This is a genomic window from Fructobacillus tropaeoli (genome assembly GCF_016860625.1).
In the GTDB taxonomy this organism is placed as follows: domain Bacteria; phylum Bacillota; class Bacilli; order Lactobacillales; family Lactobacillaceae; genus Fructobacillus; species Fructobacillus tropaeoli.
Map to the genome: position 1 here is coordinate 122,516 of NZ_BOJU01000002.1, position 14,089 is coordinate 136,604.

16 protein-coding genes and 1 riboswitch are annotated in these 14,089 nt (G+C 45.8%); of the genes, 1 reads left to right on the top strand and 15 read right to left on the bottom strand.

The window, feature by feature from the left end; all coding sequences use genetic code 11:
• Positions 1–45 precede the first annotated feature (45 nt).
• The 12 genes from FT12353_RS02700 to FT12353_RS02755 form a co-directional block, all read right to left on the bottom strand.
• Positions 46–627 (bottom strand): ECF transporter S component, encoded by a 582-nt coding sequence (locus tag FT12353_RS02700; protein WP_203618185.1) that lies wholly within the window; start codon positions 625–627, stop codon positions 46–48.
• Between the two features lie 74 nt (positions 628–701).
• Positions 702–838: riboswitch (FMN riboswitch) on the bottom strand.
• A 199-nt stretch (positions 839–1,037) separates the two neighbouring features.
• Positions 1,038–1,787, bottom strand: coding sequence for a pseudouridine synthase (locus FT12353_RS02705; RefSeq protein ID WP_047974527.1), 750 nt, complete (start codon positions 1,785–1,787; stop codon positions 1,038–1,040).
• Entirely contained in the window at positions 1,780–2,493 is a 714-nt protein-coding gene (gene scpB, locus FT12353_RS02710; protein ID WP_168778397.1) for an SMC-Scp complex subunit ScpB, read from the bottom strand. Before scpB ends, FT12353_RS02705 begins: the two co-directional genes overlap by 8 nt.
• A complete protein-coding gene (locus tag FT12353_RS02715; protein WP_373299324.1) occupies positions 2,477–3,268 on the bottom strand; it encodes a segregation and condensation protein A in 792 nt (263 codons plus the stop codon). The genes scpB and FT12353_RS02715 overlap by 17 nt, the downstream gene beginning before the upstream one ends.
• A complete protein-coding gene (locus FT12353_RS02720; protein ID WP_203618187.1) occupies positions 3,219–3,596 on the bottom strand; it encodes a riboflavin biosynthesis protein RibT in 378 nt (125 codons plus the stop codon). The genes FT12353_RS02715 and FT12353_RS02720 overlap by 50 nt, the downstream gene beginning before the upstream one ends.
• A 22-nt stretch (positions 3,597–3,618) precedes the next feature.
• Entirely contained in the window at positions 3,619–4,506 is an 888-nt protein-coding gene (xerD, locus tag FT12353_RS02725; RefSeq protein WP_203618189.1) for a site-specific tyrosine recombinase XerD, read from the bottom strand.
• 3 nt (positions 4,507–4,509) lie between these two features.
• Positions 4,510–5,394 (bottom strand): CvfB family protein, encoded by an 885-nt coding sequence (locus FT12353_RS02730; RefSeq protein WP_168778400.1) that lies wholly within the window; start codon positions 5,392–5,394, stop codon positions 4,510–4,512.
• Positions 5,395–5,529: 135 nt separating this feature from the next.
• Entirely contained in the window at positions 5,530–5,976 is a 447-nt protein-coding gene (locus tag FT12353_RS02735; protein ID WP_203618191.1) for a GatB/YqeY domain-containing protein, read from the bottom strand.
• A gap of 93 nt (positions 5,977–6,069) precedes the next feature.
• Positions 6,070–6,258 (bottom strand): 30S ribosomal protein S21, encoded by a 189-nt coding sequence (rpsU, locus tag FT12353_RS02740; protein ID WP_047974532.1) that lies wholly within the window; start codon positions 6,256–6,258, stop codon positions 6,070–6,072.
• 162 nt (positions 6,259–6,420) lie between these two features.
• Entirely contained in the window at positions 6,421–7,641 is a 1,221-nt protein-coding gene (locus FT12353_RS02745; RefSeq protein ID WP_203618193.1) for an MFS transporter, read from the bottom strand.
• 146 nt (positions 7,642–7,787) lie between these two features.
• The gene (locus FT12353_RS02750; RefSeq protein WP_203618195.1) at positions 7,788–8,441 is read right to left on the bottom strand and encodes a DUF6198 family protein; all 654 of its coding nucleotides are present in this window, start codon (positions 8,439–8,441) and stop codon (positions 7,788–7,790) included.
• Between the two features lie 64 nt (positions 8,442–8,505).
• Positions 8,506–8,889 (bottom strand): MarR family winged helix-turn-helix transcriptional regulator, encoded by a 384-nt coding sequence (locus FT12353_RS02755; protein WP_203618556.1) that lies wholly within the window; start codon positions 8,887–8,889, stop codon positions 8,506–8,508.
• A 104-nt stretch (positions 8,890–8,993) separates the two neighbouring features.
• On the opposite strand from FT12353_RS02755, the gene FT12353_RS02760 reads away from it, so the two are divergent.
• Complete coding sequence (locus FT12353_RS02760) at positions 8,994–9,434, top strand: GNAT family N-acetyltransferase (RefSeq protein WP_203618204.1); 441 nt, start codon at positions 8,994–8,996, stop codon at positions 9,432–9,434.
• A 115-nt stretch (positions 9,435–9,549) separates the two neighbouring features.
• Here the strand turns inward: FT12353_RS02760 and FT12353_RS02765 are convergent, their stop codons facing one another.
• From FT12353_RS02765 to hisS, 3 genes are all read right to left on the bottom strand, one after another.
• Positions 9,550–10,416, bottom strand: coding sequence for a YitT family protein (locus FT12353_RS02765; RefSeq protein WP_181013998.1), 867 nt, complete (start codon positions 10,414–10,416; stop codon positions 9,550–9,552).
• 233 nt (positions 10,417–10,649) lie between these two features.
• Positions 10,650–12,434 (bottom strand): aspartate--tRNA ligase, encoded by a 1,785-nt coding sequence (gene aspS, locus FT12353_RS02770; protein WP_203618206.1) that lies wholly within the window; start codon positions 12,432–12,434, stop codon positions 10,650–10,652.
• Between the two features lie 3 nt (positions 12,435–12,437).
• Positions 12,438–13,742 (bottom strand): histidine--tRNA ligase, encoded by a 1,305-nt coding sequence (hisS, locus tag FT12353_RS02775; RefSeq protein WP_203618208.1) that lies wholly within the window; start codon positions 13,740–13,742, stop codon positions 12,438–12,440.
• Between the last annotated feature and the right edge of the window lie 347 nt (positions 13,743–14,089).

The window sequence follows — 14,089 nt, forward strand, 5'->3', positions numbered from 1 at the left end:
AATCAAGTCTAACACGGAAGGTTGCTTGAAAATGATAACCTTTTCTTAAGAACGAAAGCTTTTCTTAAAGGGTGCCAAGATTGCAACAACCATCACAGAAACGATAAACCAAATCAAACCTTCCAAAAGATTGAATGGGACAACCATCCCCCACAAGTAAACTTTGATGCCAATGAACTTAGCAATATCGAAGTTTGCAAAGCGGGCGTAGAGCGGAATCGCCCAAACAATGTTGGCTAAATAAGCCACCACGGTCATCGCCACAGAGGCAATAACCGCACTAACGGATTGCCATAACCACTTTGGCCAGCGAACTTCAGCCTTGACCATGACTGCCAAAACCAACAAGAATGTCAAAGCAATCACAAGGTTAACTGGCATTCCAATATAGGTATTGGCCCCTTCGTTAAACAAAATCAGCTTCAACAAGGTCCGAATCACCAGCACCCAAACGGCCGAACCGAGCCCTAACCAGGAAAAAGCTAAGAAGGCTGGCACGATTGAAAAGTCAATTTTCAAAAAGGATGCACTGGGAATGATCGCAATTTGCGGAAAAATCGTGAGTGCAAAGGAAATTGCACTGAAAACGGCGACCAGGGTGAGTTTTTTAGTAGTGTTTCTTGTCATTTTCTACTCCTCTGGGCCTAAAAAAGGCCCTACTTCACCCGGGGTAAAATAAAGGCCAGCAAAAAAGACTGTACTTTAAACTTCTTTATACCCGACTGTACGGTCGGCTCTGGATTCAAACCAGATCAGCTGCCATTTGGCAGGTCGCGGGCTCATCAGCTATCGCTGCTTCACCGCCGGTTGGGACTTTCACCCGACCCCGAAGTTTTATATTATATTTGAAACAAGAAATAGTATAGCACAGCTCAAAAAATTTGCCAAGAAAAAAGGCATTTTTACCGTCATAAAAAGCCCTTAACATGGGTTAAGGGCTTGATATTATCAAGACAAATCGGTGTCTGCCGAAAACTTTAAAAAACGAATTTTATTTTCAGCGGTTACGCCATAACTAATCTTTCAGCAAATTTTTCTTACTTGCGGCGCAAGAACCGGTAATCACCGGCCTTCAGGCGCTTGACTTCATCATGCTTTAAGTCACGGAATTCACCCGGCTGTAAACCGATCAAGTCCAAGAAAGCGTAGCGGTCACGGCGCAACTTTTCAACCGGCAGACCAACGGCAGCCAGCATATCCTTGACTTGGTGGTTACGACCTTCATGAATCGTAATCGTGACAAAGGAAACCTTCTTATCCTTATCGGCCTTTTCGATGGCTACCTTGGCAGGAGCAGTCTTCTTGCCTTTCAGAACAATTCCTCGCTTTAACGGTGCCAATTGTTCCATGGTTGCCAATCCCTTGACCTTGGCCGTGTAGACCTTATCAACCCGACCCTTGGGGTGCATCAACTGGTTGGCCAAATCACCATCATTGGTAAGCAAGAGCGCACCGGTCGTATCGTAATCCAACCGACCAACCGGATAAACCCGGGCAGTTACATCATCTAAAATATCTAAAACCGTTTGCCGGCCCTTATCGTCATGGCTAGTAGTCACAACGCCACGGGGCTTATTTAGCAAGTAATAAACATGCTTCTCCTGCCCATCAATTGGCACACCATCGACCTTCACTTCATCTTGGCGGGTCACTTTTGTGCCCAATTGGCTCACGATTTGGCCGTTAACCTCAACTCGGCCTTCTAAAATCATGGTTTCGGCGGCCCGTCGGGAAGCAATTCCCGCTTGAGCAATCACCTTTTGTAGTCGTTGACTTTCTTCAGGCATTTTCGCCCTCCTTTTTTGTGGCAACCGGCTGTTCATCAGTCGGTGTATCGTGTTCTTCTTGCGTGGCTGTTGTGCCTTCTGCCATCAGCGACAATTGGCCCTCATCAGTTGGGCTTTCAAGAATAGTATCCCCCTGATCATCAATTTGGTCAAAGAGCGCCACCTCGGCCTGCCCTTCTTCATCAAGGGTGACATCATTAATATCTGGTAATTCCGGCAAATCAGCTAGCGATTCCAAACCGAAGTAGTCCAAAAAATCAGCGGTCGTGCCGTACAAAATCGGCCGACCAATTTCTTCTTTCCGGCCAACCGATTCGATTAACTGGTGCAACAGTAGCTTTTGAATTGTTCCAGCCGAACGAACACCACGAATCTGATCAATTTCAACACGGGTAATTGGCTGCTGGTAGGCAACAATCACCAAGGTTTCAAGTTGTGCCTGGGTCAACTTAGTGTTAACTGGTAAGTCGAAATAGGCAGAAACTAATTTACCAAATTCAGGACGAGTAACCATGACATAGCGCCCATCTGAGGTCCGCAGCATCAATGGTGAATCGATTTGAATCAGATGAGTGGCCAGTTCATCAAGCAGAGCAGGCAGTGCCCCTTTATCAAAGCCCGTTACCTTAGCCAGTTCGGGGACCGATAGGCCATCCTCACCGGCAACAAACAATAACGCTTCAATTTGACTAATCTTCTGATCCATGGTTCACCGCTTTAATTAAAATTTCATCTGTTAAGGCTGCCTGCCAAAGCGTCACTTCGCCAGCCTTAGTGATTTCAAGCAAGCCCAAAAAGGTCATCACTAACCGATCAGGTGCAAAAACATCATCAAATAGGGCTGTAAAAGGCAAAGATTCTTCTTTTGGCAGGGCTTGTAATTTCTGGCGAATGGAAACAATGCCATCCCCAATCGTATACGAATCCGATTCCACTTGGCGTACCTTGGGGGCCAAGTCTCGTTGCCGAGCAATCACGCTATCGAAAGCCAATTGTAAGTCGACCATGGTCAATCCGGGTGCCAGCGTGACCGGCTGGTCGACTTCCACTTTGTCATCCTCAATTGCCGGCCGAACAAAAGAATGCATGCCGGCCTCTTGCCGTTCATCAAAGAAGCCGGTTGCCTGTTGAAAACGTTGGTAAACCAACAATCGGGCAATCAGCTCCTCTTTTGGATCAAATTCTTCAAAGTTATCTTCAAAATCATCTTCAATCGGTGGCTTTGGTAACAAATCAGTCGACTTCAGATGAATTAACTTAGCAGCCATCACCAAATACTCCGCCGCCACGTCCAACTGCATCGCTTGCTGATCATGAATGAAACCCAAATATTGTTTCGTCACTTCAGCAATCGGTAATTGAAAGATGTCCATCTCATGCTTTTTAATCAAATGTAAAAGCAAATCGAGTGGCCCCTCGAAGTCGGTAATCTTAATTGTGAGACTTGGGTTTTGAATAATGCTTTCTCCACTTATCGATATAAGTTTGGGTGCTTAAGGTGCCCATTACCGTTTGGTCAGGATTGAGTTCCTGCAAGTCCGTCAACATTTGCGCATGAGTGGCCTTTTTAGGCGCACCAGGCGTCAAAATCAGGTGACGAACAACTAGAACGTTGTCCTTGTAACGCTCAAAACCAAGCAAACCGTTGATTGATTCTTGTTGATCGGGTTGCCAAAAGAAGAGTTCCATCTTGGGTTGCTGGTATAAATTTAAGACCAACTTCATATGGTCTAAGTTCTTATATTCTGGCAAAAGAGAAAAGAGGCCCATGACCGTCTTTTCATCGTCTGGTCTTGTCGAAATTAACATGGCTGACTCCTTTACAAAATACTCAGGCACGCGGATGAAATTGGTCATAGACCTGGCTCAACCGCTTTTTTGAAATATGCGTATAGATTTGCGTCGTTGAAATATCGGCGTGGCCCAACAACTCCTGGACAATCCGCAGGTCCGCCCCATTTTCCAGAATATGAGTAGCAAATGAGTGGCGGAGCGTATGCGGCGAGACATCCTTTTTAATGCCGGCCTGAGCCACTAATTTTTTAATCAACTGCCACACTCCCTGTCGAGATAGCGACCGGCCATGGTCATTAACAAAGAGCGTTACCGTCCTCTGCCCTTTCACTAAGGCCGGACGAGCACTTTGTAAATACCGGTTAATCCAGTAAACCGCCACTTCCCCAATCGGCACAATCCGTTCCTTATCACCTTTCCCCAGGGTTTGAATCAGCCCCAAGTCCAGGTGCAAGTCATCAAGCTTGAGATTAATTAATTCCGAAACACGCAAACCCGTGGCATACAAAACTTCAAGCAATGCTCTTGTTCTCAGGCCCAAGGGGGTTGAAACATCCGGTGTCTCTAGCAACAAATCTACCTCTTCGACCGACAAAACGGCCGGCAAGTGTTCCGCCTTCTTGGGAGGCTTAATATTTAACATTGGGTCATGTTCGATTAAACCTTCATTTTTCAAATAAGCAAAGCACTTACGCAACGAGGTGACCATTCGCGCGACCGAAGTGTTGGCTCGCTTTTCTAAGCGCAACTGATTTAAAAACGCCAGGACGACTTGGTGATCAACCTGGCGCCAAGTCTTCTGATTTTTCTTTAAAAAAGCACAGAAGTTGGTTAAATCGTGACGATAAGCGGTAATCGTGTTTTTTGAGAGCCCACGGTCGACCTGAACGTAATTCAAATAATCTTCCATCACGTCCGGTAACATTGACTAATCCTTCTGGCCGGCCTCAGTCAACTGAATGCCGCCGTCAACTTGGGTAATCAACCGTTCCTTATACAAGCGACCCAAAGCCCGCTTGAACTGTGACTTTGAAAAGCCGAACTGAGCCTTAATGGCCTCAGGATCGGACTTATCGTTAAATGGTAGGAAGTGGTCGGCCTTACGTTGCAGCTGAATCAACAAGAACGAAGCGTCTTCATCCATCAGCTTATAGGCCAGTGGCTTCAACGATAGGTTGACGATTCCACGGTCGTTAACGCCCAAGACACGGGCCTTTACAACCTCGCCCAAGCGTGGTTCTTGTTCCCGCTGTGAAGGATGAATAAAGCCAAGCTGATAATCAGCAGTCAGAACCAAAGTCCCAACCAGCTTATTGCGGTAAACCGTGGCTTCCACCTGGTCACCCTTTTTAATGCCAGCACCCAACTTGGCTTGACGAGAAACCGCTTGAATAATATCCTGTTGGGCTAATTTACCCCACAAACGGCCCTTATTATCTTCCTTGATAGCCAGCAAAAGACGGTCGCCCGTTTTTGGCCAAAGGTCCTTGATGGTTGGCAAATCATCTAATGAAACGACCAAATCCTTGTTAGGCAAGCCAATATTCACGAACACCCCTAAATCATGACGGGCATTCACAACCGTGCCCCATGCATACTGGTCCTTTTGAACAGCGGGAATCGTCTTAGTGATTTGCAAGCGGTGGCCCTCATTTTGGTAGGCAAAACCGGTTACAAAACCGCCAACCTTTAAAGGCTTTTCCAGTTCACTCTTATCAATTTCATAGGTTACCCCATCGACTTGAGCAAAAAAGTATTGACTGTTTTCATCGGTCACTGATGCCTTAATGACTTGTCCTAGCGTTGTATCCATTCTTTATCCTTTTCATGCAAGTAACCAAACAAATCGGCTACCAGTAGTAATTTTATGTATGCAACCCGCTTGATCACTGATAATCTACGGAGTTGCTTTGCTCTTGGCATTATCAGTTGGCTACACGAACCAATCTTACTTTGCCAAAGCGGCCTTCACCTGGTCAGCAACAATCTTGCCGTCCGCGCGGCCCTTAGTTTGACCTGAAACCATGCCCATGACTTTACCCATATCAGCTGGACCTGTTGCACCAGTCTTTTGGATGGCTTCTTGAACGATTTGCTTGATTTCGTCTTCTGACAATTGCGCTGGCAAATACTTGGCCAAAACATCCAATTCACCTTGGGTAGCTTCCGCTAAGTCATCACGGTTACCAGCCTTAAATTCGGCAATGGAGTCTTTACGTTGCTTGACTTCGCGTGCCAAGACGGCCAATTCTTCTTCTTCCGTCAAGTCGTGACCCAAGTTAATCTGTTCGTTCATGACCGCTGACTTGATTTGACGAACAACGGCAAGGGTTTGCTTGTCCTTGGCCTTCATCGCCTCTTTCATATCCGCTTGAACCTGTTCTAATAAGCTCATCAATTTTCTCCTTAGTGTGAGATTACTACTTATCTAATAGTCTACCACGAGACCAAATAAAAAACGCCACCAAAGCGACGTTTTTTGGCCGAATTAACGGTTCTTCTTCTTCTTGTTGCGCTTACGTGCAGCTTCAGACTTCAACTTACGTTCAACTGAAGGCTTAACATAGAATTCGCGCTTGCGGTATTCTTGGAGAGTACCGTCCTTTGAAACACCACGCTTGAAGCGGCGCAATGCGTCATCCAAAGATTCGTTCTTGCGTACAATAACCTTTGCCATGTCGATTCCCCTCCTTCCTCGCATTTTACTTCGTATTTTCAACGATATGCACTAAAGACCTATATATTATCTCAATTCTAAGCAAGAAAGTCAACAACTTTTTATGGAAAATCAGAATTGCCAGCTATGGCAAAAAAAACATATTCTTGGTCACTGTACCGCTTAGCTGATTTTGCTGACGCCCTTCTTTCGCGACCACCACATTAACAGGGCCGTTAAAAGTAGTAAAAGGAACATCAATTCGCCATAAAGGCGGATACCACTATCTAGAGCTGACTTTGGTCCAAGAACATTCAAAAAGGCGACAACTGCTGGCGCCAAGGCAGTTCCGGCGTTGCAGCCAACTAACAGAATCGAATTAGCCAGGCCAGCCATCTTTTGCGGTACACGGTTAGCAATCGTATTAAATAAGTAGGTTCCCGCCATTGGATAGGATAGGCCAACCACAATCACGGCCAACGTCAATGTGACTAAACCATGCGCAAAATAGAAGCAGACAGCGCCCACACCCATGAAAAAAAGACCAAACAAAAAAATATAGCGACGTAAAAAGTGAAAAAAAGTACCAAAAAGAAAGCCCATAACCATTGATGTCAGCGTATAAACCGTAATAATCACAGAGGCCGTCATGCTCCCGCCAAGATGGTATGCTAAAACAAAGTATGGCGTATAAACATTAACAATCGACATACCAACCGTTAGCAAACCACAATAGACGGCAGAACCAATAATTGGCAACAAATATTTTGGATGTTCCCGCTTGGAAACCTGACCAGATTCAGAATCAGCTTGAACTGATTTTTTCCGCGGCTGGTACTCGGGCACCACCCGAATAAAGCCCCAGCCAACGATGAATAACAGCGCATAGGCCAAGAAGGAAACTTGCCAAGAAACAGCTAACAAAGCACCCACACCAAGGTTGATGACCGTCAGACCAATCGGCTCAAAGGCAGATCGATTCCCCAACATTTGGGCCTGGTCATCACCTTCGTAAACGAAATCAATCAGGGTAATAGCCAATGAATTAACCAAACCGATACCAACTCCGAAAAACAGTCGTGTGATAAAAATCAACCAAAAATTGCTTAAGACACTTGGCAAAACACCCGTAACGGCCATCAATAAAATTCCTGTCGCAATTACCCGTTTGATTCCAAATCGATTGGCTAATTGACCGGAAAACAACAGCACGATTAGTGCCGGTATTTGCGGAATGGTTGCCAATAAGTTGACCATCGTTGCCGGGTAATCAGAAAAGGCTTTTTGTAAGGCTGGTAAAGCCGGCGCGATTCCTTTACCAGTCGCAATACTTAGTGATACCGCTAAAATCCAAAATCGATGATTCAGTGTTTTTGGATTCCAGCGACTTTGCGTGTTTGGCATTGAATTTCCTCCCTTTATTTTATTTTCTTAATTTCATTGTACCGCCTTTCGTGAAAAGTGACACAGGTCCCCTCATCGTAAAAAAGAAACAAATGTTGTCGCTGAATAACCTGATTTTTAGAAAAAATGACGCGAAAAAATTCTACTTATAAAGGCGAATTCAACCGTAAAAACGGACAAGCCCGTTTGTTAAAATACGCAATTAGCGGTCCATTACAGGCCAAGGAAAAAAGTGTTCCGGCCTGGACACCAACAACTGCATGCAGGTGAAAGGTTGTCGCCGTAATCAAGATGACGGGTGGCACAAAGGCCACCAACTGGGCCCAGGCAAAATGATTGTTAAAAAAGCGACTTGTTAGCAGCGTCGTTAATGAGTCGGTTGGATACATCCACAAATTAGCCCGTTGATAAAAGGAGGTGCCCAAACAAACAATGGTGATGCCGACAATCGCCAAGAAAATCCGCAGCCATAAATCTGCCGGTACCGTGAAATTTTTTGATAGTGCTGTGACAAAAAAATGAATTAACTGGCTAAAAAGCAAAACAAACAACAGCTCACCGCTGACCGTCAACCAAGAAAAACGGTCCGACAAAAGCAAATTAATACCAATCACAATCAAACCAATCGTCATTAAGATGAACGAAATGCCCACCCCGCTCCATTGCGCCAGCCCTAAGGCCGCCGCGGTCCACAAGCCATTCCCGGCAGTTGAAATAATGGACAACGCATTACCGAAGGCGACCAAGACCAGCCCGAGCAAAAAGAACAATAGTCGCGTTCGAATATGATTATTTTCCAAAAGAATCTCCTTTTTTATCCTTACAGTTGCATTTGCAACTGTATCTGTTAAAATAAAGCACAGCTTAACTGTGCAAAATTTTGTTAAGTATTTTGTTCAAATCTGTTAACTCCGTTGCGGACAAGGTTGAAAGCCGCCCTTTAATGTACTGACGCTCCAGTTTTGCCAAGACCTCGTAGCGGTCGCGCGCCTTCTGTGTCGGGTAGAGTTGCTTATAATTTTTATTTTGAGCATCCGTCACCTTATCGATATAGCCTCGGTCATCCAATTTTTTTAAGGATCGGCTCAGCGTTGTCTTATCGACTTGGATTAATTTTGCCAAATCAGACTGGGTCAGGCCCTCGTGTTCCACAATCCGAATCAAATATAAGAACAGATTATTTTCTAATTGGTACTGACTGGCGGCCTGGTTCATCTCTTTTGTCGCCCGCCGTGAAACCGACCCCATTTGACGAAACACTTCTAATTCAATCACGGACAAGCTCCCCCCTCACGTGCAACAGTTGCATATGCAACATTATTATACAGGAAAAAAGAAAGAAGACGAGACCAATGTGGCAAAAAAAGACTATGGACAACCTGACTGCCGATGAATTCTATCAAACGCTCAAACTTCGCATCGACACGTTTGTCGTCGAGCAAAATCGCATTTACCATGAACTAGACGAAAACGATCCAAAAGCCATCCATGTTTTTTACCAGGAAAGCGAAAAGCATCCCGCTCTCGCCTATGCCCGCGTTTTTGAAAATGGTGACCACATCACCTTTGGCCGCGTCGTAACCGCTCCAGAATCCCGCGGTACTGGCCTCGGCAATCAGTTAATGACTCAAATTTTGGCTGTGTGCCAGGAAAATTGGCCCGGCCAAGCCATCGAAATCGAATCGCAAGAACAGGTCGTTGGTTTTTATGAAAAATTTGGTTTTACGCCTATCGGCCAACCCTTTATCTTTGAAGGAACACCCCACGTCACGATGCGCCGTGAAGCAAAATAAAAAGGTTTTCCCTGGCACTGATTTTTAAGTGACCAAATCCCTTCAACCGCTTCAAAGACTCCAAAAAGCGCCTCGATTTTTACCAATCGAGGCGCTTTTACTTTGTTTAAATATTTTATGGTTCCGGTTCGTAGAAGCGACCACCTGTATGCTCGACCTTTGACTCAGAGTAAAAGGCGTTCGGGTCAACTTCCTTAATGGCGTGCCGCAATTCCGGCAACTCATGTTGAGTAACCACTGTTAGCAAGATTGACCGGTCACGACCGGTATAACCACCGTGAGCAGAATCGATAATCGTGACACCACGACGCATCTTGTTTTGAATCGTGTCCGTCATCTCTTCTGGCTTGTTGGTCACAATCATTTCTTGAATTTGTTGTTGGTGAGTATAGAACAAATCGATAAAGTGAGCCGAAACAACCACACCGATAATGGAATAAAGGGCGTATTGCCAACCGTAGGTCAAACCAGCACCAACCATGATCAAGGCATTAAAGGCCAGGTTGACCGAGCCAACCTTCATCCGGAATTGATGCTTCAATTCCATTCCGATAATGTCCAATCCTCCGGTACCAACACCACAGCGCAAGGCGGTTCCAACAGCCATTCCGTTAATACCACCACCAAAGATAGCGTTAATCAAAGGATCCGGCGTCAAAACAGTCTTCGTTGCAAACAGCGGCACAAAGGCTGCCGAGAGCAAAACGGCCATGGCCGTAAAGATGGCAAAGCGTTTTGACAAGGTAAACCATGCCAAAAGCAAAAGTGGCATATTCACCAAGGCAATCGCCCAGGCAACGTTAATTTTTCCGCCGGTTAACGTGTCAACCAGTTGGGCTAACCCGGTAAAACCAGACGAATAGACATGCCCAGGCAGCCAAAAGTAATTCAACGCCAGTGATAACATAATGGCATAAAAGAGCGCTCCAACAACTTGATGGAGATAGTAGTGATCGAGATTTTTTCCTATTTTCCGTATCATTGTGTTCTGCTAGGTCAACTAAGAACGGTCCGACCAATCCTTAATCCCTAACCCTTTTGACCAACTTAAAAGCCTGGTCCTTAGCCTAACGACGCAAATCCGCCGTTCGATACATATATTTTAACAAGATTAGAAAATATTTGAAGGGTAATTTTATAAAAAACAGATAATTTTAATTAAAAAATCAGTAAAAAACGGTATCAAATCAAGTCTGATACCGCTTTGTTAAGTTTTTACTTATTTTCGGCAGAAGTTGGAACTTCCAAACCAAGTTCAAGCAATTGCGCACCAGCAACCGGTGTTGGTGCTTCCGTCATTGGCTCTGTCGCCTTTGAATTCTTCGGGAAGGCAATCGCTTCACGAATGTTGTCTTGGCCAGCCAAAAGCATTGCCAAGCGGTCCAATCCAAGGGCAATTCCACCCATTGGTGGGAAACCATATTCCATTCCTTCAAGCAAGAAACCAAAGGCCTCATTGGCTGATTCCTTGGTAAAGCCAAGCGCCTTCAGCATCTTTTCTTGGATATCCGTCCGGTGAATACGGATTGAGCCAGATCCCAATTCGTAACCATTCAAGACCAAGTCATAAGACTGGGCATGAGCCTTGTGTGGGTCTTCGCCTTCATCCAAGTAGTGCAGGTCTTCTTCGTTTGGCATCGTAAATGGATGGTGGGCCGCAATCCAACGGTCAAAGTCTTCTGAGTATTCAAACAATGGCCAGTCCACAATCCAAGCAAAGCGCCAAGGATTTTCTTGGTCAACCAAGTCCAAATCAGTAGCCGTCTGGCGACGCAAGTAGTCCAATGAAGCAGCAACAACATCAGCGCGACCAGCACCGAAGAGCAAAAGGTCTCCTGATTTGGCACCACTGGCTGCCAAAATGGCTTCACCAGCTTCGTCCGCAAAGAACTTAGCAATTGGGCCGTTCAAGCCGTCGTCGGTCACCTTCATCCAGGCCAAGCCCTTGGCACCGAAGCGTTCGATGTACTGACCCAACTTGTCAATATCCTTACGAGAATAGTGTTCCGCCCCACCAGGAACGGCAATGGCCTTGACGACCCCACCGTCCTTCACGGCGTTAGCAAAGACGCCAAAGTCGGAATCCTTGACCGTTTCTGACAAGTCTTGGATTTCATAGGCGATTCGCAAGTCCGGCTTATCAGTACCGAAGCGGTCCATTGATTCTTGCCAAGTCAAACGCGTGATGTCCTCAAGCTTTAAGTCGAAGTCCACAACGTCCTTCATGATTTGCTGAACCCAACGACCAACCAATTCTTGAATTTCGGCAGCTGACATGAAAGAGGTTTCCATATCCAACTGCGTAAATTCAGGTTGACGGTCCCCACGCAAATCCTCGTCTCGGAAACAACGGGCAATTTGGAAGTAGCGGTCGAAGCCAGCCCCCATCAAGAGTTGCTTGAAGAGCTGGGGTGACTGTGGCAAGGCATAGAATGAACCAGGATAAACTCGGGAAGGAACCAAGTAATCACGGGCTCCTTCGGGCGTTGACTTGGCCAAGTATGGCGTTTCAATATTGATAAAGTCGTTTTGGTCCATAAAATGCGTGGCAGAAGCCATAATTTTTGATCGAACACGCAAGTTTTTTTGCATTTCTGGACGGCGCAAGTCCAAGTAGCGGTACTGGAGCTTCAATTCTTCCCCAGCGTTCACGCCATCTTCGATATCAAAGACCGGCGTCTTGGCTTCTGCAAGAATCTCGGCCTTGGTTACCTTAACTTCAATACCACCAGACTTAATCTTCTTGTTTTCCTGGCCATCTGCACGGGCAACCACTTCACCCTCAATAGCCAAAACATATTCGTTACGGGCACCCTGAGCCACATCAAGGGCTGCCTGATTAGCAGCGGAAAAAGTTAATTGAACAATCCCCTCGCGGTCGCGCAAATCAATAAAGACCAGGTCCCCAAAGTTACGACGCTTTTGTACCCAACCAGCCAACGTCACCGTTTGACCAATATATTGCTCATCAACTAAACCAGCATAAGTTGTTCGTTTCATTTCTTATTCCTCCTCTGCTTCCAGTGCCTTCACAATCCCTGCCAAGTCGTCTTGAACCTTGGCCAAGTCCAAATCAGCTTGGTGGCCGGTTGCCATATCCTTGATCTGAACCTGATTTGTCTTGACTTCTTCTTCACCCAAGGTAATCACAAAGCGAGCATCACGACGGTTAGCCGTCTTGAACTGTGCTTTCACTGACCGACCTGTAAAGTCCAAATCAGCAGAATAACCCAAATCACGCAACGCCGTTGCCAATTCAAGCGTCTTGGCTTGCGTATCCTCACCAATGTGCACAAGGTAGAAATCAAGCCCAGCCGGCTTCATCTCCGCTTGTCCCTGAGCCTGCAAGAGTGAAATCAATCGTTCCACACCCAAACCAAAACCGATTCCTGGTGTTTCTGGTCCGCCAAACTCCTCAACCAAACCAGAGTAACGACCACCACCAGCAATGGTTGCAGCTCCCTTCAAGTTTGGATCCGTCGTCATCACCTCAAAAATCGTATCGTTATAATAATCCAAGCCACGAACCATGGTCTGATCGATTTCATAATCAATGCCCAAGTCGTCCAAATAACCCTTAACCGCGGCAAAATGAGCTTTTGATTCTTCTGACAAGTAATCAAAAATCGTTGGCGCATCCGCAACAATCTTTTGATCGTTTTCATCCTTAGAATCTAAAATTCGCAAAGGATTCTTTTCCAATCGAGTCTGTGAATCCTTTGATAATTCATCTGCGTGTGGTTGCAAGTAAGCAACCAGTGCATCCCGGTAAGCTTGACGTGAACCTTGGTCGCCCAAAGTGTTCAAGGCAACCTTCAAATCCTTTAATCCTAATGAAGCCAAGAACTTAACGACCATCGTAATTACTTCAGCATCCAGGCTTGGTTCCTTTGAGCCAAACGCCTCAACCCCGATTTGGTGGAATTGACGGAAGCGACCGGCTTGTGGACGTTCGTAGCGGAACATTGGGCCCATATAAAAAATCTTGTATGGGCTTTCGTGTTCTGGCCCGAAGAGCTTATTTTCAACATAAGCACGAACGACACCGGCCGTTCCTTCAGGACGCAAGGCCATGTGACGGTCACCCTTGTCGTTAAAGTCGTACATTTCCTTGGTCACGACATCGGAAGTGTCACCGGCCGAACGAGCGTAGACGTCAAAGGCTTCAAACATCGGTGTTCTGATTTCCCCGTAACCATAACGGGCAAAAATCTTCCGCGCTTGTTGTTCAATTCGCTGCCATTCGCGCACGTTTTCTTCAAATAAGTCCGCGGTCCCCTTGGGCCGTTGAAAATTAGCTTTTCCCATCTCATCTATTCGACGCCAATGCGTCGCCTCCATTATCATCATTAAAATAGTTAAAAACGATTAGTAATAAAAAACGCCCCTAACAGCTTTGCCAAATCGGCAAAGTTATTAAGGGCGCTTTCGAGCACGGTACCACCTTAGTTTCGTGTATCAACACGCTTCCATCCATAACGCGGATAAACGGCTGGGTTAACAGCAACCTTCCAGGTGTCTTCTAATGAAACTATTGTCTGACTTACACCAACCGTCAGATCGCTTTTTGTCCAAGTTTCATCTTCTCCTGCTCATCGGCTAATCTATTTCTAAGTTTAGCAGTTTTTTAATAACTGTCAATACTTGAAACAAGT